Source organism: Helicobacter brantae, assembly GCF_003364205.1.
Classification (GTDB): Bacteria; Campylobacterota; Campylobacteria; order Campylobacterales; family Helicobacteraceae; genus Helicobacter_G; species Helicobacter_G brantae.
Genome location: NZ_NXLV01000011.1, coordinates 1 through 24,111, shown reverse-complemented (window position 1 = coordinate 24,111; position 24,111 = coordinate 1). Strand labels below are relative to the sequence as shown.

The following is a 24,111-nucleotide window of genomic DNA, read 5'->3' as shown; positions in this document are numbered from 1 at the left end:
AATCAAAATGTTCTCAAAATCACTTTATACACGCGGATTGCAATGTCCCAAATCTCTATGGCTTAAAAAACGCAAACCAAGTGTTATCACACCTCCAGATAGCTCAAGAGAGGCGATTTTTAGCAATGGTGATGATGTGGGGAGCTTGGCTCACGCACTTTTCCCCAATGGCAAAGAGATTGTGTTTGAGGGAAGTAGTTTTGATGAGAAAATCAAGCAGAGTAAAGAGTGGATAGAGCAGGGGAAGAGCGTGATTTATGAGGCAACTTTTAAATATGATGATGTGCTTGTAATGGTGGATATTTTGGTCTTCAAAGAGGGCAGGGCTCATATTTATGAGGTTAAAAGCTCCACTTCAGTCAAAGAAATTTATAAAAATGATGTAGCTATACAATATTATGTCCTCAATGGGCTTGGCTATGAGATAGGCAGTGCCAATGTGGTGCATATCAATAGTGATTATGTGCGTGGGGAGAGTTTGGAGCTAGAGAAGTTTTTTGCCATAGAAGATATAAGTGAGATTGTTAAAGAAAAGCAAAAAGATATTCCCTCAAGATTGCAAGATTTTAGAGAAATGCTAAAGGGCGAAGAGCCAAATGTGGAGATAGGAATGCATTGTCTCAACCCCTATGAGTGTGATGCGTGTGAGTATTGTTGGGAGGAGCAAAGGGGGATTCCAAGTTATAGCGTTTTTGATATTGCAAAGCTTAAATGGGAAAAACGATTTGAGCTTTATCACTCAGGGATAACCAAACTTGAAGAAATAGAGGATTTGTCTCCTTTTAATGAGGGGCAAAAGCTACAAATTCTCTCAGAGAAAAATCCTCAGATTGTCATCAAAAAAGACAAAATCCAATCCTTTCTCTCTACTCTTAAATACCCAATCTATCATCTTGATTTTGAAACCTTTCAGCAAAGCATTCCCCAATGGAAGGGCATTTCTCCCTATGAGCAAATCCCTTTTCAGTATTCTTTGCATATTGATTATGGCGATGGTAGGCTGGAGCATAGGGAGTTTTTGGCTCAAGAGGGGAGCGATCCAAGAGAAGAGTTAGTTAAATCTTTATTGCAAGATATTCCTCAAAATGCAATGCTAATGGCTTATAATGCAAGTTTTGAGAGAGGGGTGATTCACAAGCTCTCTAGGGCTTTTGGGAAGTATTCCCAAGAGCTAAAAAACCTTGCTTCAAATATTGTCGATTTGATGACTCCTTTTGCTGACAAAGATTGCTATCACCCTGCAATGAAGGGGAGCTATTCGATCAAAAAGGTTCTTCCTGCCCTTGTCCCTGAAATGCAAAATGCTTATAAGGATTTGGAGCTTATCCACGATGGGGGAGAGGCGATGAGTGCGTATGCTTCGCTTCATCTACTGCCTCAAAAGGAGCGAGAAGCATATAGAGAAGCACTACTGAAGTATTGCTACCTTGATACTTTGGCGATGGTAAAAGTATTGGAGAAGTTAAAAGAAGCGATAGAAAAATAAAAATAAAAAATAAGAGTTGTATGAGTTTTGCTAGAATTAGAGCTTCTTAAAACTAAGGAGATGATATGAATGAGTCTCAATGGATATGGAAAGATGGTGATTTGGTTGCTTGGAAAGATGCTACAACGCATGTACTAAGTCATACTTTGCATTATGGAAACTCTGTGTTTGAGGGTGTGAGAGCCTATCCGACAAAGAGGGGATTGGCAATTTTTAGGCTTGAAGCTCATACAAAAAGATTGCTTGATTCTGCCAAAATTGTTGCGATTGATTGTCCTTTTGGCTATGAGGAGTTATGCAAGGCTCAGATAGATATTCTTAGAGCCAATGCTTTTAGTGGCAAGGAGAGTGTCTATCTTCGCCCATTGATTTATCTAGGTTATGGAAGTATGGGGATTGCTCATTGGAATGCCCCTGTGCATACGATCGTGGCGTGTTGGGAGTGGGGCAATTATTTGGGAGAAGAAAGTTTGAGCAAAGGAATCAAAGTCAAAACTAGCTCTTTTAGACGCAATTCAGCTAACTCTTCTCTCTCCAAAGCCAAAGTAGCAGCTAATTATCTCAACTCTCAAATGGCAAGGTATGAGGCTCACAAATGTGGATTTCAAGAATGCTTATTGCTAGATGAGAATGGAATGGTGGCTGAGGGGAGTGGGGAGTGCGTGTTTATCGTCAAAGATAAGACTTTGATTACCCCACCTTGGGATAACACTCTCAAATCAATCACTCAAGAGAGTGTCATTGCTTTAGCTAGAATTGAGGGGATTGAAGTAGTGCAACGCCATATTACACGAGATGAAGTGTATAGTGCTGATGAAGCATTTTTTGTGGGAACTGCTGCTGAGATTGTGCCAATCAATGAGCTAGATTTCCGAAAAATTGGGGAGAGCAAACCCCTCACACATTTCTTACAAGAGAAATTTTTCTCTATGGTAAGAGGCGAAGATGAACGCTTTTGTGATTATCTAACTTATATTAAGGAGTAAAAATGCCAATTGATTTAAATGAACACTTAAGGAAGAAAAATCTAGGAGGAGATGAGGGGAGAAGCCCTCAACCAAAGAAGGAAAACAGCCCTCAAATAAGTGGTTTTGGTGGGAAGAAGCTTGTAGGATTGATTGTCGCAGGAGTGCTTTTGCTCTTGCTTATTGTTATGCGTCCTTTTGTGGTAATCAACTCAGGAGAAGTGGGGATTAAGGTTACAGCAGGAAAGTATGATAATACTCCATTGCAACCAGGATTTCACTTCTTTGTCCCAATCTTGCAAGATGTGATTGTAGTAGATACGCGAGTAAGGATCATCAACTTCTCACGCACCGAAGATATGGGAGTAGTGGGGAGAAATCAAGGGATTATCCGAAATGATGCGATTTCTGTAATGGATTCAAGAGGGCTTTCAGTCTCTATTGAGCTTACCGTTCAATACTCTCTCAACCCCTCTCAAGTCCCTCAAACTATCGCTACTTATGGGCTTTCTTGGGAGCAAAAGATTATCAATCCTGTGGTGCGTGATGTAGTGCGAAGCGTGGTAGGACGCTATCCAGCTGAAGAGCTTCCAATCAAGCGAAATGAAATTGCTCAACTCATTAGCACCAATATTCAAGATGAAATCTCAAGGCTTCCAAACTCCCCTGTCAAGCTTGATTCAGTCCAGCTTAGAGAGATTGTTTTGCCTACAAATATCAGAGAGCAGATTGAAAAAGTGCAAATCGCACGACAAGAATCTGAGCGAGTGAGATATGAAGTGGATAAAGCCAAGCAAGAAGCTGAGAAAGTCGCTGCACTTGCTAGAGGAGAGGCAGAGGCAAATCGTGTGAAGGCTCAAGGTGTAGCAGATGCAATTTTGATCGAGGCAAATGCTCAAAGCAAGGCAAACAAGACAATTGCTGATAGTTTGACAAATCGACTTTTGGAATTACGACAGATTGAGGTGCAAGGCAAATTCAATGAAGCTCTCAAAGTCAATAAAGATGCTCAAATTTTCCTTACCCCCAATGGTGTAGTTCCAAACCTTTGGGTAGATTCAAAAAGTCGCCAAAAATCAATGAGTGCAGGTAACTAAGTGCATTTCATCGAAATAATTAGAGAATACATATTTTTGGCTAAGGATTTTTTCCTTAGCATTCTCTCTATCCTCACACCTTTTGATTTCTTGATTTTTTTGATTTGCTTTATAGTTTTTGTCTGTTTGTATATGATAGGGTGCTTACTTGCAAGAGTGAGGTTTTTTATCCCTCAATTCTTTAAACTCCTAGCTTTTTTGGTATTTTTTGCAACTCCTGTGGGGATGTATTATGTTTCCCAAGAGTTTTTTTATAAAACTCAAGTAAATTATCGTATGAACAAATCTTTAGAATATGCTCCTGCGTATTTTGTCGATGCAGATGTTAAGAATATAGGCAAAAGAGAGATTGGCAAGTGTGTTTATGTCCTCAATGCGATTCGCAATCCTATCTATCCCAAAAATAAGATTTTAAACTTCTTTTCTTCACTTCACACTTATCGCTATGAGTTTGACACTTCTTTAAAAGCTGGGCAAACCCAAAACTTTAAAACCACTTTTAATGATTTTGATTACAAACACTATGAGAGCAAAGTATTTTGCTTTGGAAAAAAAGATTAATTTAACTCAAAAAGTGTGATTTCACACTCACTTCCCAATCTCATCGGAATCCCCCAAAACGCTGTGCCTTGATTGATATAAATATAGCTATCTTTTTCTTGATAAAGCCCTTTGACAAAAGGTTGCTCAATCTTGACAAGGAAGTTAAAAGGAAAGATTTGTCCTCCGTGCGTATGCCCACTAAGGATGAGAGAAAAAGGCGAGGGAGAGGGCAAAAACTCAATCACTTTGGGTTGATGAGAGAGCAAAATACTTGGCAGAGAGGGATTTAACTCTTTGATTGTTTTCTCCAAATCAGGATAGATGAAATGCTTGTTTGGAAAGTTTTTTTGATATTTTTTGGCATTAAAGTCAGCAACCCCTGCAAGATTGAGAATAGGCTTTGAATCCACCTCTAAGACAAAGTTTTCATTGACTAGAGTTTTTATCCCCATCTTTTGGATTTCTTTTAAGATATTGTCTGTATCATAAAAATATTCGTGATTCCCTAGAGCATAAAATACCCCATATTTTGCTTTGAGTTGGCTTAGGAGATGGATTTGAGGAAGCACTTTTTGACTTGGAGCATCAATGATATCTCCTGTAAGCAAGATCAAATCAGGCTTGAGTGCGTTGCTTTGGGCGATGATTTTTTCAAGTTTTTTGCTTGTCAGATAGCTTCCACCAATATGCAAATCACTCAGTTGCAAGACTCTTAGGGGGGTGGAAAGATTGTTGAGGTGGAGATTTTGAGTGTAGATTTTGGGGGGTTGCAAGGCTTGAAAGAGAGCAAAAACAATGCTCACACACGCCAAAAGACTTAAACCTATCGCCCAAAGCCTTTGAAACTCCAAAGCATTGGGCAAAAAGAACTTGCAAATCCCAAAGACAAGCCAAGAGATAAGAGAATAACTAAAGAAAATAAAAAGTATCCCCAAAGCTAGGGAAAAATTTTGCGTGAAAGAGTTGGCATTGTGGATAAAAATAATATAGGCAATCGAGCAAAGGGAGAGCAAAGAAGAGAGGGATAGAGCAACCCATTTGTATGAGATTCCAAAAGCTGGTCGCAAAAGCCCAAAATACACAGAAACTTGCATCAAACACCCCAAAACTATCACAATAAGCATTTTCTCTAAACTCATAAATAATCCTTAAATCAAAAATATTGCGTAATGTAGCAAAAAATAGATTTTTTGTGTATAGAGTTTTATCTATACTTGTTATGATTTGGGATAAAAGGAGTTTTTGATGAGAAATATAATTTTGTTTTGGCTGATAAGTTTTGTGTTTGCAAATAGCACCCTCAATGCTTTAGAGCAAGGAAAAAGCTCTTATGAGAGAGGGGATTTTAAGAGTGCGTTTGAGCTTTTTGAGAAGTCTTGCAATGAGGGGAATGCAAAGGCGTGTTTCAATCTTGCAGTAATGTATGATAAGGGTGAAGGGGTGAAAAAGAGCAAACCCAAAGCAATGCAATACTTTCAAAAAGCGTGTGATAATGGAGAGATGCAAGTGTGTGTGCTTTTGGGCGTGATATATGAGGATTTGGGGAGATAGCAATGAAAATCCTATTTTCCCCCTCTGAGGGCAAGATTTTCCCTAGCCAAAGGGGAGTGATGAGTGAGAGAGTGGAGGGGATTTATCAGAGATATTTTGAGTTTATCTCTAGTGCAAGTGAGGGGGAGATTGCCAAAGCGATGGGGTATTCTAAGCTCTCAGAAGTCGCCCAAGCCCTAAGCCATATCACCCAAGAGCCAAAGCTAGGCAAAGCCATAGAGCTATATAGTGGAGTGGCTTATGATGCACTAGATTTCCCCTCACTCCCTCAAGACTCCAAGCAATGGCTAAGCAAAAACACCCTAATCTTTAGCAATCTTTTTGGAGCAGTGAGTGCAGAGGAGTTGTTGCCATTTTACAAGCTTAAGCAAGGAGAGGGGTTTGCCTCCTTTAGCACAAAAGAAGTCTATCAAAAGCAAGAGAGTGAGATTGATGAGAGTTTGGAGGGGGAGTTTGTGCTAGATTTGAGGGCAGAGTTTTACAAAAAACTCTATATGCCAAAATCTCATCACTACTCAATGGAGTTTTACAAAAATGGCAAAAAAGTTAGTCATTTTGGGAAATACTATCGTGGGATTGTGCTAAGAGAGTTGGCACTAAATAGGGGTTTTGAGGGGATTGAAGAGAGGGTGAGAGAGTATGGAATCCAAAGTGAGGGGATCAAAAATTCAAAAAATTGCACCACTTTAACTTTTTGTATCCTCTAAGGTTTGATAGAATTGTGTTTTTATGAAATCTAAGGGAAGAGAATGAAAAGCATAAAAATCACCGAAAATTCACTAAGAGATGGAGTGCAATCCCTCCTAGCCACGCGTGTAAGCACACAAGATATGCTAGAGGTTGCTAAGATTTTTGAAAGTATCGGATTTCATAGCGTTGAGGTGTGGGGTGGGGCGACTTATGATGCGTGTTTGAGATACCTCAATGAAGATCCATTTGAGCGATTGAGGGTTTTCAAAGAGATTTTTAAAACCACTCCACTTCAAATGCTCCTTAGAGGACAAAACCTTGTGGGTTATCGCCATTATGCTGATGATGTGCTAAAGGAGTTTATCGCTCTAAGCACTCAAGGAGGAATCAATATTTTTAGAATCTTTGATGCCCTCAATGATAGCTCAAACCTCAAACTTAGTATTGAAGAAGTGAGGAAAAATGGGGCAGAGGCTCAAGGAGCGATATGCTACACGACTTCTCCTGTGCATCAGTTGGGCTTTTTTGTCTCCTATGCCAAAGAGTTAGTTTCTATGGGTTGCCAAAGTCTAGCTATCAAAGATATGGCAGGGCTTTTGCGTCCATATGAAGCCTATGAGTTAGTCAAAGCAATCAAAGAAGAGCTAGGAGTGCCTTTGAGTGTGCATATCCACGCTACCACAGGCTTTGCCTTTGGCTCTATGCTCAAAGCGATAGAAGCAGGAGCTGATGTGCTAGATTTAAGCAACTCAGCCCTAAGTGGTGGGACTTCTCATCCCTGCACTCAAGCAATGGTAGCTACACTTCAAGGCACTCAATGGGATACAGGACTAAGCCTAGAGCCAATGGAAGTAGCCTCAAAGCTTTTAAGAGAGGTGAGGGAGAAATACTCAGAGTTTGAATCGCGCTACAATTTTGTTGATACAGAAATCTTGCTTTCTCAAATCCCAGGGGGAATGATCTCAAACCTTGCTTCTCAGCTCAAAGAACAAAACGCACTAGATAAAATGCAAGAGGTGGCTAGAGAGATAATTGAAGTGAGAAAAGACTTTGGCTATATCCCTCTAGTTACGCCCACTAGCCAAATTGTAGGGACTCAAGCAGTGCTAAATGTATTGCAAAACGAAAGGTATAAAACCCTCACCACAGAATCAAAAAATCTCATTTTGGGACTTTATGGCAAAACCCCTGCACCCATTTGTGAAAATCTTAGACAAAAGCTCTCGCACCAAGAAGCACCCCAAAAACCACAAAATGAGCTAGAGAAGGCAAGAGAGGAGAGCAAAGACTTTGCCAAAACCCCCACAGATATCATCTCTTATGCCCTCTTTGGCGATGTGGCAAAGGCATTCCTCAAAGGCGAGGCAAAATCTCAAATCAAAACTGAAAGTAAAAAAGATTTAGGAAATTTCTTTGATGCAGAGATTTTGGGGCAAAATTACAAAGTTGAAATTTTAGAAATCTCTCAAGAGAGTGTGAGGGTAAAAATCGATGATGAAGAAAGAGAGGTTAAAATCTCTTGCTCCACACAAGAGGGAAGCTCACAAGTCCTAGAAAATGCGATTTACTCTCCAATGAGTGGAGTGCTAAGCAAAGTGTTTGTCTCAATCGGACAAAGTATCAAAAAGGGAGATGTGCTAGGGGTTGTGGAAGCGATGAAGATGGAAAATGAAATCCTAAGCGATCGTGATGGCGTGATTGAAGAGGTTTGTGTGGAGTGCAGAGAAGGGGTAAGCCCAAAAACAATTTTATTTTTATTGAAGTAGGAGAAAGTATGGCAATTAGTATTTTATTTGGTGGCAAGAGTTATGAGCATGAGATCAGTATCGTAAGTGCGATTTCTCTTGGCAAGATTATGAAAATAGAGCATTTTATTTTCTTGGATTGCGAACATCAGTTTTATCTTATCCCTCAAGAAAAGATGAAATCTAGCACATTTAGTTCAGGAGAATACAAGCAGTGCAAAAAACTAACAATCAAAGGAAGAGATTTTTATCATTCAAGTTTTTTGGGTGATAAGGCTTTGGGTGTGAGAAAGCTTTTGAGCGTGATTCATGGTGGAGATGGAGAAGATGGGATTATTTCTTCAATGCTAGAGTTTTACTCAATCCCTTTTATTGCTCCACGCACTAAGGCTTGTGTGGTGAGTTTTGATAAGCACCTCACAAAGCTTTATGCCAAAGATAGGGGGGTAGAGGTTTTGCCTTTTGAGCTTTTTGAGATTGCAAATCCTCCCAAAAGTTTGGGTAAATATCCTAGCATTATCAAGCCCTTAAGACTTGGAAGTTCTATTGGTGTGAGCGTGATAGAGAGTGAAAATGATTTGGCTTACGCACTTGATGAGGCATTTGAGTATGATGAGTGCATTCTTGTAGAGCCATTTATCTCAGGGGTAAAAGAATACAACCTTGCAGGTTATCGCAATTTAGAGGGAGATTTTGTCTTCTCTATCGTTGAAGAGCCTAAAAAAAGCGATTTTTTAAACTTTGAAAACAAATATTTGGATTTTTCACGCACAGAGCAAGTTTGCAAAGCCCAAATCAGCCAAGAGCTAGAAAATGCACTAAGAGAAGCGTTTGTCAAGCTTTATAAAAATTGCTTTGAGGGAGCGATTATCCGATGTGATTTCTTTGTGATTGAAGACAGGGTCTATCTCAATGAGATTAACCCAATCCCAGGTTCAATGGCAAACTATCTCTTCCCTGATTTCTCTAAAGCCATAGAGGAAGTGATGATGCCAAGCCCAAGAATGATCAATATAGATTATCGCTATATTGGAAAAATCCAAAGAGCCAAAGGAAAAGCATAACTTGGCAAAAAAATTTTTAAAATACAAAGGGAAAAATTTTGAGATTGCCTATGAGATATTGGGTAATCAAACAAAAGAATATATTTTATTTTTGCACGGATGGGGGAGTAACAAAGAGATAATGAAAGGCTCTTTTGGAGGGAGATTTGAGGGATTTACTCATCTCTATGTCGATCTCCCTGGTTTTGGGAAAAGCTCCAATACTGAAGTGATTGATACACAAGATTATGCTCAAATCCTCTCAATTTTCTTGCAAGAGCTAGGAGTTACCCCTAGCGTGGTGTTTGGACATAGTTTTGGGGGGAAAGTGGCAACTTTGCTTAATCCCAAAGAATTGGTCTTGCTAAGTAGTGCAGGAATTGTATGTCCTAAGCCCTTAAGTGTGAGAATCAAGATTATCTGTGCTAAGATTTTCAAAAAATTTAAAATCTCAAGCTCAATGCTAAGAAGTCAAGATGTCAATGGAATGAGTGAGGTGATGTATGAGGTGTTTAAGAGAGTTGTAGATGAGGATTTTTCCTCTCATTTTTCTTCTTGCACTTCAAAGGCCTTGCTGTTTTGGGGCAAAGAGGATACTGCCACACCTCTAAGCAGTGGAGAGAAAATCGCTTCACTGCTTAAAGATAGCAAACTCTATGCAATGGAGGGCGATCACTTCTTTTTCATCAAGAGAAGCAAAGAGATTGAGGAAAGATTTTTGGAGTGGAGAGAATGATAGAGAATAAAATGTTGCTTGATGGATTGAATATCGCTTTTTTGCTGACTTTGGGCTACTATCTTGCAACAAATCTACAATGGTATAATTACAGTATCTTTAGAGTGCTTACCAAGCACCACAAATGGCGTTGGCATTTACTCTATTTTGTTTTGCCTATCACACTTTTTATCTTGCTCAATGCCTTAGAATGGGGGAATATTTTTTATTTCTACTTTTTATTTGCCTACATTCCCTCGCTCTTTTTTTGGGCAAAGAAGCTAGACAAACGCCTCAAATGGACAGGGCGAGTCTATCGCTTTTTTGGGATTTATCTGCTTTTTATTCTCTCTGATATGGGGTTGCAAATCGCTTATGGAGATAACTATTTTTCTTATTTTGTGGCTTTGGCTTTCTCTGTGGTGGTTTCTAATCTCTTTGAATATTTTCTTCTCAATCGCTACAAAAAAATCGCCACTGAAAAAATCGCTTCAATGTCGCATTGCAAAATCATTCTTATCACTGCAAGTTATGGCAAAACAAGTATCAAAAACTATCTAACCCAAATTCTCAAAACTCGCTATATGGTGCATTCTACCCCTAGAAGTGTCAATACTTTGGTAGGAATCATTGCTGATATCAATACCGAGCTTGATGTGAGAAATGAGTTTTATGTGGTGGAGGCTGGGGCTAGACAAAAGGGTGATATAGCTCAAATCACTCAATTTCTCAACCCCCAATATGTCATCATCGGCAAACTTGGAGAACAGCACCTAGAGTATTTCAAAAGCTTTGAGAATATTGTAGAAACCAAATACGAAGCCTTGCAAAGCAATCGCTTAAGATATGCATTCACAGAATCAAGCAATCCTATCCCCCAATACGCACAAAACAAAGTCCAAAAAGCCCCTCAAGGGATTAGAAATGTAGTCGCAACGCTAAAAGGCACAAGTTTTGAGCTAGAGATTGATGGGAATTGGCATACTTTCCAAACCCCTGTGCTTGGCACATTTAATGCCTACAATATCGCCCTAGCAATCCTTATGGCAAAGAGAGTGGGGCTAAGTTTGGCTGAGATTAGTGCAAAAGTAAAAAAACTCAATGGTGTAGAACATCGATTGCACCGAAGTGATGTCAATAGCAGAGTGATTTTAGATGATAGCTTCAATGGTAATCTTGAGGGAATGAAAGAGGCGATTAGAATCTCCTCAGAGCATCAAGGACGCAAAATTATCGTAACCCCTGGTATTGTAGAAAGCACAGAAGAGGCAAATATCGAACTTGCCAAAGCCATAGATGAAGTCTTTGAAATCGCTATCATCACAGGAGAGCTAAACTCCAAAATCCTCTCAGACAATATCCACAAAAGCAAAAAAATCCTTCTCAAAGAGAAAGGAATGCTAGAGAATACTCTTAAGGCTTCAGTTAAAGATGGAGATCTAATCCTCTTTGCCAATGACGCCCCAAGCTATATCTAGGAGGGAAAATGCAACACCTTTATTCTCCTTGGAGAAGTGCATACTTGCAAGAGAAAAAACAAGATTGTGAATGTATCTTCTGTCATCTCTCTAGTGTTGAGGTGGGGCAAGAGTGGGTGTTTTACAAAGATGAGATTTGCTATGGTGTGATGAATGCTTATCCTTATAATCCTGCTCATTTTATGATTATCCCTCATAAGCACATTGATTCTCCTCATCTCTTAAGCGAGAGCGAATGGCTTCATCTCTCAGGCAAGGTTTTATGTGGAATTGAAATGCTCTATGAGTTTGGAGCAGAGGGGATCAATACAGGAATCAATATCAAACAAGCAGGGGGAGCAGGGATACCCAATCATCTGCATTGGCATTTAGTTCCAAGATTTCAAAGAGATACCAATTTTATGACTTCAATTGCTGAGGGTCGCATTTATGGGTGTGATTTTGAAGAAATTTTCAATACAATACAAGAACTTTCACGCAAATATTTCTAAGGAGGAAAGATGAGAAAGATAGTTTTTGGTTTTTTCTTGATTTTTGGTGTGCTTTTTGGTGCTGATGATCGTTGGAATGCCTATCTTTTTAGCGATGATTACACAGCAGTGAGAAAAGGAATCAGTATGGGGGCAGATCTCAATGTGCGATGGAGGGGAATGACACCCCTTTATAATGCGTGTAGAAGTGGGTGGGGCGATGTGGTGGAGTTGATGATAAAAAAGGGAGCTGATGTAGATGCAGAGAGCTATGGGGAAACTCCACTTCTCAAAGTTGCAGGTAGAAAAGTCAATGATGTCAATCTTGCAAGGATTCTTATCAACAACGATGCTGATGTCAATGCCAAAGATGCAAATGGCAATACACCTCTTTATCTTGCAATCCTCAATAAAAATTCTGCGATGATTAAGCTTTTGCTTGATAATGGGGCAGATATGTATATCAAAAATAAGCGAGGAGATACCCCTGCACGCTATATCCTCTCTCAAAAATCAATGCCCTCAGTAAGCTTTGATAGTCCTGATTTGATTATCTCAGCTCAATCATTTTTGCTTGGTAAAAGTGTTGTAAGCATTGGAGTAGCCAATAAGACAAAGAAATTTATGAAAGTGACTCAAATTGCAGTGTATTTCAATGGAGATTTAGTCGGAGAGCTTTCAGTGGAGAAAAATATCGCTCCAAACTCAAAAGTCCCCAATATTGGGACAATCAAGCTTCCTACTTCAATCTATCAATCTTTCAAAATCGAAAACAATGGAAAAAGCACGATTACTTATGGACTTGCCATTGAGTATATGATTGATGGCTCTGCAAAGAGCTATGATAATGAAAAGCCTGTGCAACTAAACCTTTGGTAGCACTTGGGCTAGAAGTGAGGTTTTGGGATTACTAAGCTCAAAAACCTCTCCCTCTCTCAATTCTTCAAGCTGTTTAATCTCCCCATTTTGTGTGATTTGTGCGTAGCCATTTTGGCATTTGCTTTGTGGATTTTGGAGTTTGTAAATCTCTTGGAGATTATCCAGAAGTTTTTCAAAGTGGCTAAGGGGATTGAGATTTTTGAGCATCAAAGGGAGAGTGAGTGAGCTTTGTTTGTGTTGCAAAATTAAAGAGAGCTTGATATGAAGCATTTTTCTTAAATCCTCAAGCTGTTTGCTTTGAGTATTGAGTTTGCCCTCAAATGAGGCAAGTTGATATTTTTCACTCAAAAATTCCAAGAGCTGTTTTTTGCCTTTGAGATGATAGAGAAAAGTTTGAGAGAGTGCTTCTCTTAAATCTTGGAGTCTATAAAGCCACTCTACTTGATCGGGCAATGCCATTTCCATACTTGCTGAAGGTGTAGGGGCTCTCAAATCAGCCACAAAATCACTAATAAGCACATCGCTCTCATGCCCTATGGCTGAGATGATGGGGGTTTTGGCTTGATAGATAGCATTAGCGACTATTTCTTCATTGAATGCCCACAAATCCTCTTTGTTCCCACCTCCACGAGCCAGAATGATCAAATCCACCCCCAAACTATCAGCATAAGCGATATTTTGAGCGATAGATTCTTTGGCATTCTCCCCTTGCACCAAAGTATTGATGACTTTGAGTTTGCTAAGCTTCCAGCGTTTGGAAGCCACTCTTAGCATATCTTGCAGAGCTGCCCCTGTGCTAGAGGTAACTAGAGCGATTGTTTTGGGAAAGGGTGGGAGTGGAGCATTTTTGCCAAAATATCCTTTGGATTCTAGCTTTCTTTTCAACTCCTCATAGGCTTGGAACAAATCTCCCATAGAGCTAGAGATGAGTTTTTTACATAAGATTTGATAATCCCCTCTAGGAGGATAGACACTTAGCCCACCAAGAACGATGATTTTTTGCCCATTTTGAGGTTTGAAGTCCAAAAATTGTGCATTGCCTCTAAAAAGCACACATTTTATTGAGCTTTGAGCATCTTTGAGTGTGAAATAAATATGCCCACTTGTGTGAATCACAAGATTGCTAATCTCCCCCTCCACATACACAGAAAGAAAGGTTTCTTCCAAAATCCCTTTGATTTGAAGGTTGAGTTCATTGACACTTAGAGGCTTTTGCATTACTCTAAAAACTTTGCAATTTTCTCAAATCCTCTCTTTAGCACTTCAAGAGAGGTGGCAAAGCTCATTCTCACATATCCATCAACACCAAAAGCCACACCCGGCACAAGTGCGACACCTTGCTCTTCTAATAGGGCTTTGCAGAAGCTCATACTATCTCCACCAAATCTTTTGGCTTCTTGAATATTGATAAAGAGATAGAACGCTCCATCAGGGAGATTGAGGCTTAGTCCTTGAATAGAAGAGCATTGAGAGTAGGCAAAATCTCTTCTTTCTCTAAACTTCTCTCTCATCATCGCAATCTCCCTCTCAAGTGCAGGGGAGAGGGCAGTGATTGAAGCCATTTGAGTGAAAGAGTTGATATTGCTTGTGCTATTGCCTTGAAGATTATCAATAGCTTTAATAAGAGTCTTGTCTTTACTTGCTAGATAGCCCATTCTCCAGCCTGTCATTGCTGTGGATTTGCTTAAGCCATTGATTGTAATGGTGCGAGAGAGCAAGTCATCTGAGAGTGAAGCCAAAGAAGTAAAACCCTCGCTATAAGTAAGCTTCTCATAAATCTCATCACTGATAACCCACACATTGCTTCCCCTTAGCACTTCCCCTAGTGCTTCTAACTCCTCTTTGCTATAGAGTGAGCCTGTGGGGTTGCTTGGAGAGTTGAGGATAAGGAGCTTGGTGTGAGGGGTAAGTGCATTTTTGAGCTGTTGGGGTGTGATTTTGAAGTTGTTTTCTTGAGTGGTGGGGAGGAAAATAGGCGTGGCTTGATTGTATTTTGCAATTTCAGGATAGCTTACCCAATAAGGTGAGGGAATCAGCACTTCATCTCCTGCATTTAGCACAGCCCCAAAAGCATTGAAAAGCGAATGCTTAGCCCCATTGCTGACAATGATTTCACTAGGAGAGTAGGAGAGGGAGTTATCCCTTAGTAGCTTTTGGCAAATCGCACTCTTTAGCTCTGCAATCCCACTGACTGCTGTATATTTGCTAAATCCCTCATTGATGGCCTTAATCGCACTCTCCTTGATAGCTTGTGGTGTGTCAAAGTCAGGTTCTCCTGTGGAGAGATTGATAATCTCTTTGCCTTCTTTTTTGAGACTTTGAGCCAAAGCACTGATAGCGAGAGTGTTGGATTCTTCAAGTGTGAGGATTTTATTTGAGTATAGCATTTGCTTTTCCTTATTTTAGTGTTTGCTAGATTATAGCTAAAACAAGGATTAAGTAGATTTGAATCTATGGGGTAAAAATGATAGAGTTAGAAATAGATTTAGGATAAATGGATTAGGCATTGAAAAAAGAAACAGGGCTTTTGTGTTTTGCATTGTTCTATGGGATACTTGAGGCAAAAACTGCAAATCAGTGGTATGAACTCAATCAGAATCCCACGCCTAATCCTACAAATATCAATGTCTTTGAAGATAGCACACTCAATCTCACAATAGATTCTGCTTTCATCAAAAATAGTGGGGCTTATAGTGGAGATATTACAATCAATGGCAATCACAATCTAGTCATCAATGCCAATGTTTTAGCAGTGGATAATGCTCAAGGTTCTGCTTTGCAAAGCACAATTTACAAAAACCACACCAAGGGGAAAACCACAAACATTAGTGGAGATGGGACAATGGCATTGTTTATCTCAGGAACTCAACAAGCCAAGAGTCTTTTTGACGCAGATAGTGGTGGCAATATTCTTATTGATGTTTATACAAGTGTGAGTATTACAAAGAGGCAGTGGCTTTTCTCTGTTTTTCGTGCAGGAGCAAATAGCTCAATTACTTTTGAGAAAGCCCTCAATGTTGATGTATCGAGTGCAGTCGGTAGGCTTACTCCTAGTGGGAGTATAGGGGCTTTAAAACCCATCTTTGATATATCACAAGGCTCAATCTATGTCAATCCCAATCTCAAAAATAATGATATTGTCCTCAAGGGAGACATCTTCTCTTCAGGCACTCTAGTGGCAAATTTCATCACAAGTCGCTCATTGCTTGAAGGCAGGGTGGCTTTGAGGGATAGCTCAAATACAAATTTCAAGTTTGATTCTCAAGCAAGGGCAGTCAATAGCGTATTTGATTTGGCAAATAATTCAGAGATGAGTCTCATTGCAGATAATCAATCCCAAATCAGTGGCATACTTAATCTAGCAGATAGCACAAGAGCAAATCTCACAATCAACAACTCTAGCTTCATTGTAGATATGACTGCTTTGGGCAATTCTCAAAGCACTTCCAACCTCACAGGTGGGACTTGGCGTGGTAATATCATCGCAGATAGCCAAAGCAATCACAGCCTAGAGCTTAATCAAACCTCGCTTTATAATGGGAGAATCGCTCTAGGAGGCAGTGCAGGATATAGACTCAACTCTAGTGCTTCAAGGATTGAGGGAAGTGTGAGTGCAAGTGGAGGGAGTGCATTTGAGACTTCTATCTCTTCTCAAAGCACAGGGAGTTTCAGCCTTTCTTTGATTGAGAATGCCACATCAGGCTTCTCTCTCACACAAAATTCTACCTATGAGGGGAGGATTTCGCTAGGTGGGGCTTCTCAAGCTCAAATCACGATTGATAGTTCCTCAAATTTTTCTTCCCATATTACCCTCTCTTCTACTCCAAGCTTTACCCTTCAGCTTCAAGGAAACTCAACCTCAAAAGCAATCATTGAGCTATCTGCAAACTCATCCCCTACAAAATCCCAAGTCAATCTTGATAACGCGATTTTTTTGGGAAATATTATGCAAGATACAACAGATTATATCCAAATGACAATGGGCAACAATGCCAGTTGGTATATCCAAGCAAGTAGCAAGGTCAATACTTTGACTTTCAATAGTGCTTCAAATGTGGATTTTACAACATCAGGGTTTGACATAACCCAAGCAAGAAGTTTGATAAATATCAATGAGGGTAATCGCCTACTCTTACAAGCCCACACCATCACAGGAAATGGTGGGACTTTTTCTCTGTATGGGATTCTCAATCGCACTGCGTGGGGAGTAGATGCCAAGGGAGGGAAAATTGCCACAGATAAAATCTCTACTACCACCTTGCAAGGCACTCACAATATCAAAATCTTTTGGGATCTCAACAAGCTTGATAAATCATTGCTTCAAACCAATCTCTATGATGAGCATATTGTTGTCGCAGAGCAAACTAGCACTAATGGAGGGGGAGAGTTTGTGGGAGCAAAGAGTAGCTTTGGAGTGTATGAGTATGATACTAAGCTTACAAAGGTAGAGAAAAAAGATGAAAATGATAATGTCGTGGGGTATGAGTGGATTTTGGGGGAATATGTAGAGCCTACTCCTGAACCACCCATAGATCCTGAACCTGAACCTGAACCTGACCCTGAACCCACACCTGAGCCTGAGCCTGAAACTCCCACACCCACGCCCCCTACACCTCCCACAATCACACTCCCCACACCCACGCTCTCCACCCCTGCCAAAGTGATTAACACCCTTTTATCCTCACAATACAAAATTTGGAGTTTTCAAGTCGAAAATCTCCATTCACGCTTAGGGGATTTAAGGAATCTCACCACCCCTACCAATGTATGGAGCAAGATTAAATATGGAATTATGCTAGGAGAGGAGGGGAGCGAGTTTATCTCCTCTAAGCAGATGAATACTACGCTTTCTTTTGGGGCTGATTATAGCTTTTATACCCCCTATGGGAGAAACTTCTTAGGGGGTGGATTTGATGTGAGTTTTTATCAAGATTGGGGTGGAGAGTTTGAGGGGGTTTCCAAAGCTTATGAGGGCAGTGCGATGAGCTTTGGGGTGAGTGTGTATGATACTTTTTTGTTTCACAATGGACTTTATATCGATAGCGTGCTGAAGTATTTTTATGCAAGTAGTGAGTTTGTTATGGGGGTAGAAGAGTTAGTCAATAATGCTCCCAAGCTCTCCACTCACGGCTTCATCGCTTCAGTTGAGGTGGGTAAAAAATTTAGACTTCCTATTTTTACACAAGATTTTCAAAGAGGGTTTTTCTATCTCAAGCCTGAAGTGGGAGTGGCATTGGGGGTGCTATCAGGGCAGAGCGTGGAGTTTAGCCATATTGGAGGGTATGCCCTCAACTCCACTCTCTCTTCTTCCACTCCATTGCAGATGAGGGCAGGTGTGGATTTTGGGAAGCGATTTGATAGCCCTAGAGTGCTTGGAGATATTTTTGCAACTTTTGGGGGAGAATATACAGCATTTAGCAAGGGCAATGTTTTGATTTCAAGCCCTGTCAATGAGGTTACCCTCAATAGCAAAGGATTGTTCAATCTCAAAGTAGGAGTAGGGGGAAATATCATTTTTGAAGATAGAGTCAGAATGTATTTTGAAGCAGATTCTAAGTTTTTGGGATACATTCAACCCGTATTCAATCTCAATGTAGGCGTGAGATTTATCTTTGGTGAGAAGATTACAACCCCTCCAAATCCAAGCTTTGGGGGGAGTGGTGTATCTACAAGAGGAGCAGAGTATATCATCTTGGATTAAAAAGTGCCAAGTGTGAGATTTACAGCCACAGAAAAATAGTCTTTGTATTTCAAAAATTCTTTATCTCCTGATGAGGTAGTGCGATAATAGCCTGTTTGAGTTTCAAGCAAGGGGATTCTCATAATGACATCAAGTGCAAAAGAGCGTCCAAAAATCAGTCTTGCCCCTACATTGACTTTGGCTATAAAATCAGCCATTTTTGTGGATTGATCTTCTAATGCAAGTTTGAAGGAGGAGATTTTAAGTCCTGCACCCACACCTAGAATCAATCCACTTCCAAAAGAGTCGCTATTGTAAGTGTTGAGTAGCAAATCAAGATTGTAAGTAACATCTGCATAGATATTACTCCACATTGAGTTTCCACCAAAATCAAGCTCTAAATTAGCATAATGTTGTAAGCCAAAATATCGATTAAACATCAAAATCTGTCCAAGCTGTGATTGAAGAGAGAAAAACGAGATAGATTCATTGCTCAAAAGACTTGAGCCAAAAATGGCAGAGGGTGTTTGATATTCAGAAAGCACCCCACCAAGTCCAATTCCCCATAAAATCCCTTTTCTATACTCATCTTTGGAAATGATAGTTTCCTCTTGTGTTTGCTCTGATTGTTCTTGAGGTGGAGTTTTGTCTTGGGATTGTGAAATTTTGGAGCTTTCAGGCTCGTGTTTATCGTGTTTTTCTACTTGTTGGGGGGGGGGGAGTAGTTGTATTCTCTTGTGTCATACTTTGAAGTTGTTGCTTCATTTGTGCATTTTGGATTTGGAGTTGCAATCTTTGGTTTTCTTGTTGTAATTCTTCTAATGTCATATCTATTGCAAAAAGATATGAAGAAGCAATCAATGATGAAAAAACGAGTCTTTTCATATTTTTTCCTTTCATTTTGAGATTGATAAGGCAAAGATTATATCACAAAGAGATGGAAATGCAATTAGATGAAGGATAAGTTTTGTATTTTTTAACAATAGAGGAAAAATCCTCTATTGAGTGGGGTTAGAATTGTCCTGCGACAAATCGAACGCTAAAAGCAATTTTGTCTTTGAGTTTTACCTCAGATCCTTGAAGGTATGTAGGTGCATTCACAGAATCCATAATGATTGAGTCTGTAAAGGGAATCTTTGCTACAAAATCCACTCCATATTTACCAAATGTCATTCTCATACCTACATTGGCTCTTCCAACCCAACCATAGCGAGATGGAGCATAATTTCTTGTAACCTCAACATTTCCTGTTTGATAGTTATAAGAGTAATCTCTACTATATTCACCAAAGACAATTTCTGTCCCTCCACCAATACCTGCAAATACACCGATTCCAAATTTTCGTGTATTATAAAAATTCACAATCAAATCAACATTTGCAGTTGCAGTGGCAAGAAGGATACCATCTAAATTACTGCTTGTGCTAGGAATGCCTATTTCAACATCTCCATAGTATTGAATCCCAAAATAGCGATTAAACATTGTGATACCACCACCTTGTGCATCAATAGTAAATAGATTATCACTTGATTTATAAAGTGTTTCGCTTCCAGCAGTCCAATCCCAATTTGTGCTAAGGATTCCAACACCTGCACCAGCAAACCAACCTGTTCGGAAATCATCTCTTGAAGGCTCATTTTTGAGTTTTTCAATCTGTGCCTCAAGAGCTTCTAGCTCCAAATTCAAAACAGCAGTATTGGCATCATCTGCCTTGAGTTGCTCTTCAATAGAGGCCTTTGTTTCCTCAAGTCCTGCAATCTCTTCTTCAAGCTCTGGATCTACTGCAAATACCAAAGCACACGCAAATAAAAAAGCTAATGCTTTTTTCATATTTTTCTCCTTGTAATAAAAATGAAAAATCGCATTCTACCCCCCCCCCCTTAAAAGAAGCTTAAAAATTGAAAAAAATTGAAAATTTTTTTCAATTTTGATATTTTTTTACATTTTGTAACACTTTTTTGAAGAATACAGAGAAGGGTTTTTGAGATTTTGGTTTTTTGAGGAGAGAAGAGTAGGGGGATTACTTCATATCCCTCCACGCTCCACACCCTCTATCATATCCATAGTTGCAAGATTTGAGGAAGTAATCTAGGGCTTTTGCGTGATCATAGGGGATATCTCCTCGCCCAAACTCATAGAGGTATCCTGCGTTATAACACGCTCCTCCACTTTTTTTGGCACATCCTGCCTCAAAAGCTTTGAGGGCTTCATCATAGTCTTGCTCCACGATTTTTCCCTCAAGATAGTAGATTCCCACCTTCCAGCACCACGCCCCATCATCATCAATACATTTCATTTTTGCCTCTTTTAGCTCTAGCTCTTGAGGGCTGAGCTTGACCTCTTCTTCTTGCACAACTACTTCTTTGCCATTTTCATCGATGATGATTTTGGGTTTGGGCTTTGGTTTGGGCTTGGGTTTTTTGGCAGTTACGGGTGGGAGGAGTTGATAGCGAGGGACGGGTTTGCCGTGAGTTGAGGTTACATGGGGATCTTTTTTTTTCTTAGAGGCCTCTATATAGGGGTTTGGGCTTTCAGCTCCAAAAAGCAAGACACTCAAAACCCCCAAAACTAGACAACTCTTTAGCATTGCAACTCTTTGGCTAGGAATGCTCCTGTATAGCTTCCACTTTTTTTGGCATTTTTGGCAATATGCTCTACACTTCCCATATCCACGATTTTTCCTCCTTTATCTCCACCTTCAGGTCCAATGTCGATGATATAATCAGCATTCTTAATCATATCAAGATTATGTTCAATCACTATCGCAGAATTCCCCAAACTGACTAAATGGTGCAATACTTTTGTCAATCGATCCACATCAGCAAAATGCAATCCCGTCGTAGGCTCATCAAGGATATAGAGCGTTTTGCCTGTGTCTTTGCGTGAAAGCTCTTTGGCAAGTTTGATTCTTTGAGCTTCCCCACCACTAAGGGTTGTGGCATTTTGCCCTAGTGTGATATAGCCAAGCCCCACATCTTGGAGGGTTTGGAGCTTTTGGGCGATTTTGGGGAGTTTGGAGAAGAAAGGTAGGGCTTCATCAACACTCATATTGAGAACATCAGCGATTGACTTGTCTTTGTAGAGGATTTCAAGCGTTTGGGAGTTGTATCGGCTACCATTACAGCTATCACACTTTACCATTACATCAGGCAAGAAGTGCATTTCGATTTTTATCTCTCCCTCGCCTTGACACTTCTCACATCGCCCACCTTTGACATTGAAGCTAAATCTCCCTACATTGTAGCCTCGAATCTTAGCCTCTTTCACTTCAGCAAAGAGTGCCCTTATATCGTCCATTACCCCTGTATAGGTGGCAGGATTGGAGCGTGGAGTTCGCCCAATAGGGCTTTGATCTAGGTAGATGACTTTATCAAGTTGCTCTAATCCGATGATACTCACCCCATCGCATTTTTGAATCTTTTTGCTATGGTTGAGGAGTTCTTGAGCCACTGGGAGGAGGGTTTGGAGGATCAAAGAGCTTTTTCCACTTCCACTCACTCCTGTGATACACACAAAGTTTGAAAGTGGGATTTTGACATTGAGGTTTTTAATGTTGTTGATATTGACATTTTGAATCTCGATAAATTTTTCTTGAGGTCTGTTGTGAGGATAGAAAATTTGCTTCTCTCCATTGATATATTGGGCTGTAAGGGTGTTTTGCTTCAAAAGTTCTTTCACACTTCCTGAGAAAATCACTTCTCCTCCATTTACCCCTGCTCTTGGACCAATATCCACGATGAAGTCTGCTTGCAAAATTGTTTCTTTGTCGTGCTCTACCACAATCACGGTGTTGCCTTTCTCTTGCAAACTTCTTAGGGTGCGAATGAGTTTGAGGGTATCCCTCTCGTGAAGTCCGATACTTGGCTCATCTAACACATACATCACTCCTGTCAAACCACTTCCGATTTGAGAGGCGATTCTAATCCTCTGACTTTCCCCTCCACTAATCGTCCTTGCATCTCTTCCAAGTGTGAGGTATCCAAGCCCCACATCATAGAGAAAAAACAATCGCTCTCTAATCTCTTTGAAGATAGGAGAGGCGATAAGGTGCTCTTGGGCTGTGAGATAGGAGAAATTATCTTCATTTGCAAAAAACTCATAGCACTCTTGCAAGGGCATATCTAGCACTTCAGCGATCCCCTTATCAGCGACTTTGACAGCCAAAGATTGGGGCTTTAGCCTATGTCCTTGACAGCTTGGGCAAGTCTTCTCGCTCATAAAATCAGCCAAATCTTTTTCATCTTTGAATAAATCATAGGCAATTTGCATAATCCCTTGCCAAGGGCGTTTGAGTTTGCTTCCTCTCCAGTTTAGCTCCACTTCTACACTATTGCCATAAAGCAGGGCGTTTTGCTCCACAGACTCAAGCTCATCAAAGCATTTTTTCATATCGATTTTATTGGCCTCACAAAACCCTTCAAAAAGAAGATTGTAATACCCACGATTGAAGCCAAAGATGAATTTGATTGCTCCTTGATTGAGGGGAAGAGAGCGATTGAGAATCTTTTTGATATCAATGCTGTATTTCATTCCCAATCCCCCACAATCCTCACACGCTCCTTTTGGAGAGTTGAATGAGAAGCTTAGAGGTTCTAGTGGCTCAAAACTCACCTTGCAATCAAAACAAGCAAAATGCTCAGAGTAATGCAAAAATTTAGAGCCTTCTTCTCCCAAGATTTCAAGCTCGACTTCCCCATAAGATTCTTTAAGGGCTTTTTCTACTCCTTGAGCGATTCTTGTGTGGTTTTCTTCATTTAAAACCACTCTATCAATCACGACTTTGATTGTGTGTTTTTTGGTTTTGCTTAGTGTAATCTCTTCATCAAGTCGCACCATTACCCCATCGATATAGGCTCTTACATATCCCTTTTGGCGTAAAGATTCAAGCTTATCAGCAAAGCTTCCTTTTTTTTCTTTGATGATAGGGGAGAGAATGATAAGTTTGCTCTCTTGGGGGAGAGATAGCACTTGATTGATAATATCAGTTTGTATCATATGAGAGATAGGTTTGCCACAGAGATGACAATGCTGTTTGCCCACCCTTGCATACAAAAGTCTTAAATAGTCATAAATTTCTGTAATCGTCCCCACGGTGGAGCGAGGGTTTTTGGAAGTGGTTTTTTGATCGATCGCAATCGCAGGGGTTAGCCCCTCAATCTTATCGACATTGGGTTTGCCCACTTTATCCAAGAATTGTCTTGCATAGCTTGAGAGGGATTCGATATAGCGTCTTTGTCCTTCAGCATAGAGGGTGTCAAATGCTAGGGTGCTTTTGCCACTTCCACTAAGTCCTGTGAAGACGATTAGTTTGTTTTTGGGAAGAGTGAGGTTGATATTTTTGAGATTGTTTTCTTTCGCACCTGTGATTGTGATGTATTCTGTCATTTATTGCTCCAAAAGATTGGGGATTAAATCTGTGATTATAGATTAAAACTCACAAATAAAGGTATTAGAAGTTTTTGAGCGAGTGGGTTAAGAGGGCTTTTATACCCTCTTGCAATAGGCTAGGGGAAAAACTCTGTGATACTTCCTTGATTAAGCTAAAGAAGTATCAGCAAATCTTTGCTAGAGTGGGGCAAAGCCCACTCAAAAATGAGAAAAAAACAAAAACAGAGCCTTAAAAATCAAAATTCTCAACAAAGGAGTAGGCTCTGTGATACCTCTAGAAACTAGAGGTATCAGCAAGACTACTATCTATCTATGGATAGATTTTTTTGATGAGAGAGCTAGATAAAGAGATTTTCTATCCTCTTAAAAGATTTGTGAGAG

At 40.0% G+C, this 24,111-nt stretch carries 21 protein-coding genes; 13 read left to right on the top strand and 8 right to left on the bottom strand.

From position 1 onward, the window contains the following. The first annotated feature begins 7 nt into the window (after window positions 1-7). The 4 genes from CQA58_RS06040 to CQA58_RS06025 all read left to right on the top strand — a co-directional run bounded on the left by CQA58_RS06040 (window position 8) and on the right by CQA58_RS06025 (window position 4,109). Window positions 8-1,486, top strand: a complete 1,479-nt coding sequence (locus CQA58_RS06040; RefSeq protein ID WP_115569829.1) for a DUF2779 domain-containing protein — start codon at window positions 8-10, stop codon at window positions 1,484-1,486. Window positions 1,487-1,551: 65 nt separating this feature from the next. Further along, window positions 1,552-2,472, top strand: coding sequence for a branched-chain amino acid transaminase (locus CQA58_RS06035; RefSeq protein ID WP_115569828.1), 921 nt, complete (start codon window positions 1,552-1,554; stop codon window positions 2,470-2,472). Window positions 2,473-2,474: 2 nt separating this feature from the next. Further along, entirely contained in the window at window positions 2,475-3,548 is a 1,074-nt protein-coding gene (locus CQA58_RS06030) for a prohibitin family protein (protein WP_115569827.1), read from the top strand. Further along, complete coding sequence (locus CQA58_RS06025) at window positions 3,549-4,109, top strand: DUF2393 family protein (protein ID WP_147288615.1); 561 nt, start codon at window positions 3,549-3,551, stop codon at window positions 4,107-4,109. On the opposite strand, the gene CQA58_RS06020 is transcribed toward CQA58_RS06025, so the two are convergent. After that, window positions 4,106-5,230 (bottom strand): metallophosphoesterase, encoded by a 1,125-nt coding sequence (locus CQA58_RS06020; RefSeq protein ID WP_115569825.1) that lies wholly within the window; start codon window positions 5,228-5,230, stop codon window positions 4,106-4,108. The genes CQA58_RS06025 and CQA58_RS06020 overlap by 4 nt on opposite strands. A gap of 106 nt (window positions 5,231-5,336) precedes the next feature. Between CQA58_RS06020 and CQA58_RS06015 the strand changes: the two genes are divergently transcribed. From CQA58_RS06015 to CQA58_RS05980, 8 genes are read left to right on the top strand one after another with little or no spacing between them, the layout of a single operon-like run. Further along, the gene (locus CQA58_RS06015) at window positions 5,337-5,642 is read left to right on the top strand and encodes a tetratricopeptide repeat protein (RefSeq protein ID WP_115569824.1); all 306 of its coding nucleotides are present in this window, start codon (window positions 5,337-5,339) and stop codon (window positions 5,640-5,642) included. 2 nt (window positions 5,643-5,644) lie between these two features. Next, window positions 5,645-6,349 carry a peroxide stress protein YaaA gene (yaaA, locus tag CQA58_RS06010; protein ID WP_115569823.1) on the top strand — a complete coding sequence of 235 codons (705 nt, stop codon included), beginning with the start codon at window positions 5,645-5,647 and terminating at the stop codon, window positions 6,347-6,349. Between the two features lie 42 nt (window positions 6,350-6,391). Next, window positions 6,392-8,098, top strand: coding sequence for a pyruvate carboxylase subunit B (locus CQA58_RS06005; RefSeq protein WP_115569822.1), 1,707 nt, complete (start codon window positions 6,392-6,394; stop codon window positions 8,096-8,098). An 8-nt stretch (window positions 8,099-8,106) separates the two neighbouring features. Then, a complete protein-coding gene (locus tag CQA58_RS06000; RefSeq protein ID WP_115569821.1) occupies window positions 8,107-9,141 on the top strand; it encodes a D-alanine--D-alanine ligase in 1,035 nt (344 codons plus the stop codon). After that, window positions 9,107-9,856 carry an alpha/beta fold hydrolase gene (locus tag CQA58_RS05995; protein WP_342767785.1) on the top strand — a complete coding sequence of 250 codons (750 nt, stop codon included), beginning with the start codon at window positions 9,107-9,109 and terminating at the stop codon, window positions 9,854-9,856. Before CQA58_RS06000 ends, CQA58_RS05995 begins: the two co-directional genes overlap by 35 nt. Next, window positions 9,853-11,313: a Mur ligase family protein gene (locus tag CQA58_RS05990; RefSeq protein ID WP_245942786.1), complete on the top strand. Its 1,461-nt coding sequence runs from the start codon at window positions 9,853-9,855 to the stop codon at window positions 11,311-11,313. Before CQA58_RS05995 ends, CQA58_RS05990 begins: the two co-directional genes overlap by 4 nt. Before the next feature lie 8 nt (window positions 11,314-11,321). Further along, window positions 11,322-11,804: an HIT family protein gene (locus CQA58_RS05985; protein WP_115569819.1), complete on the top strand. Its 483-nt coding sequence runs from the start codon at window positions 11,322-11,324 to the stop codon at window positions 11,802-11,804. A 9-nt stretch (window positions 11,805-11,813) separates the two neighbouring features. Next, window positions 11,814-12,662: an ankyrin repeat domain-containing protein gene (locus tag CQA58_RS05980; protein ID WP_115569818.1), complete on the top strand. Its 849-nt coding sequence runs from the start codon at window positions 11,814-11,816 to the stop codon at window positions 12,660-12,662. Here the strand turns inward: CQA58_RS05980 and xseA are convergent. Continuing rightward, window positions 12,648-13,880 (bottom strand): exodeoxyribonuclease VII large subunit, encoded by a 1,233-nt coding sequence (gene xseA / locus CQA58_RS05975; RefSeq protein ID WP_115569817.1) that lies wholly within the window; start codon window positions 13,878-13,880, stop codon window positions 12,648-12,650. The two genes, CQA58_RS05980 and xseA, sit on opposite strands and share 15 nt — an antisense overlap. Further along, window positions 13,880-15,049: a pyridoxal phosphate-dependent aminotransferase gene (locus tag CQA58_RS05970; protein ID WP_115569816.1), complete on the bottom strand. Its 1,170-nt coding sequence runs from the start codon at window positions 15,047-15,049 to the stop codon at window positions 13,880-13,882. The genes xseA and CQA58_RS05970 overlap by 1 nt, the downstream gene beginning before the upstream one ends. 119 nt (window positions 15,050-15,168) lie before the next feature. Between CQA58_RS05970 and CQA58_RS05965 the strand changes: the two genes are divergently transcribed. After that, entirely contained in the window at window positions 15,169-18,363 is a 3,195-nt protein-coding gene (locus CQA58_RS05965; protein ID WP_115569815.1) for an autotransporter outer membrane beta-barrel domain-containing protein, read from the top strand. Here the strand turns inward: CQA58_RS05965 and CQA58_RS05960 are convergent. From CQA58_RS05960 to uvrA, 5 genes are all read right to left on the bottom strand, one after another. After that, a complete protein-coding gene (locus tag CQA58_RS05960; RefSeq protein ID WP_115569814.1) occupies window positions 18,360-18,887 on the bottom strand; it encodes an outer membrane beta-barrel protein in 528 nt (175 codons plus the stop codon). The genes CQA58_RS05965 and CQA58_RS05960 overlap by 4 nt on opposite strands. 142 nt (window positions 18,888-19,029) lie before the next feature. Further along, window positions 19,030-19,227, bottom strand: a complete 198-nt coding sequence (locus CQA58_RS05955; RefSeq protein ID WP_115569813.1) for a hypothetical protein — start codon at window positions 19,225-19,227, stop codon at window positions 19,030-19,032. A 126-nt stretch (window positions 19,228-19,353) separates the two neighbouring features. Next, complete coding sequence (locus CQA58_RS05950; protein WP_115569812.1) at window positions 19,354-20,172, bottom strand: outer membrane beta-barrel protein; 819 nt, start codon at window positions 20,170-20,172, stop codon at window positions 19,354-19,356. Between the two features lie 190 nt (window positions 20,173-20,362). Beyond that, window positions 20,363-20,929, bottom strand: a complete 567-nt coding sequence (locus CQA58_RS05945; RefSeq protein ID WP_115569811.1) for a tetratricopeptide repeat protein — start codon at window positions 20,927-20,929, stop codon at window positions 20,363-20,365. Next, window positions 20,923-23,727: an excinuclease ABC subunit UvrA gene (gene uvrA / locus CQA58_RS05940; RefSeq protein WP_115569810.1), complete on the bottom strand. Its 2,805-nt coding sequence runs from the start codon at window positions 23,725-23,727 to the stop codon at window positions 20,923-20,925. The genes CQA58_RS05945 and uvrA overlap by 7 nt, the downstream gene beginning before the upstream one ends. Window positions 23,728-24,111: the final 384 nt, after the last annotated feature.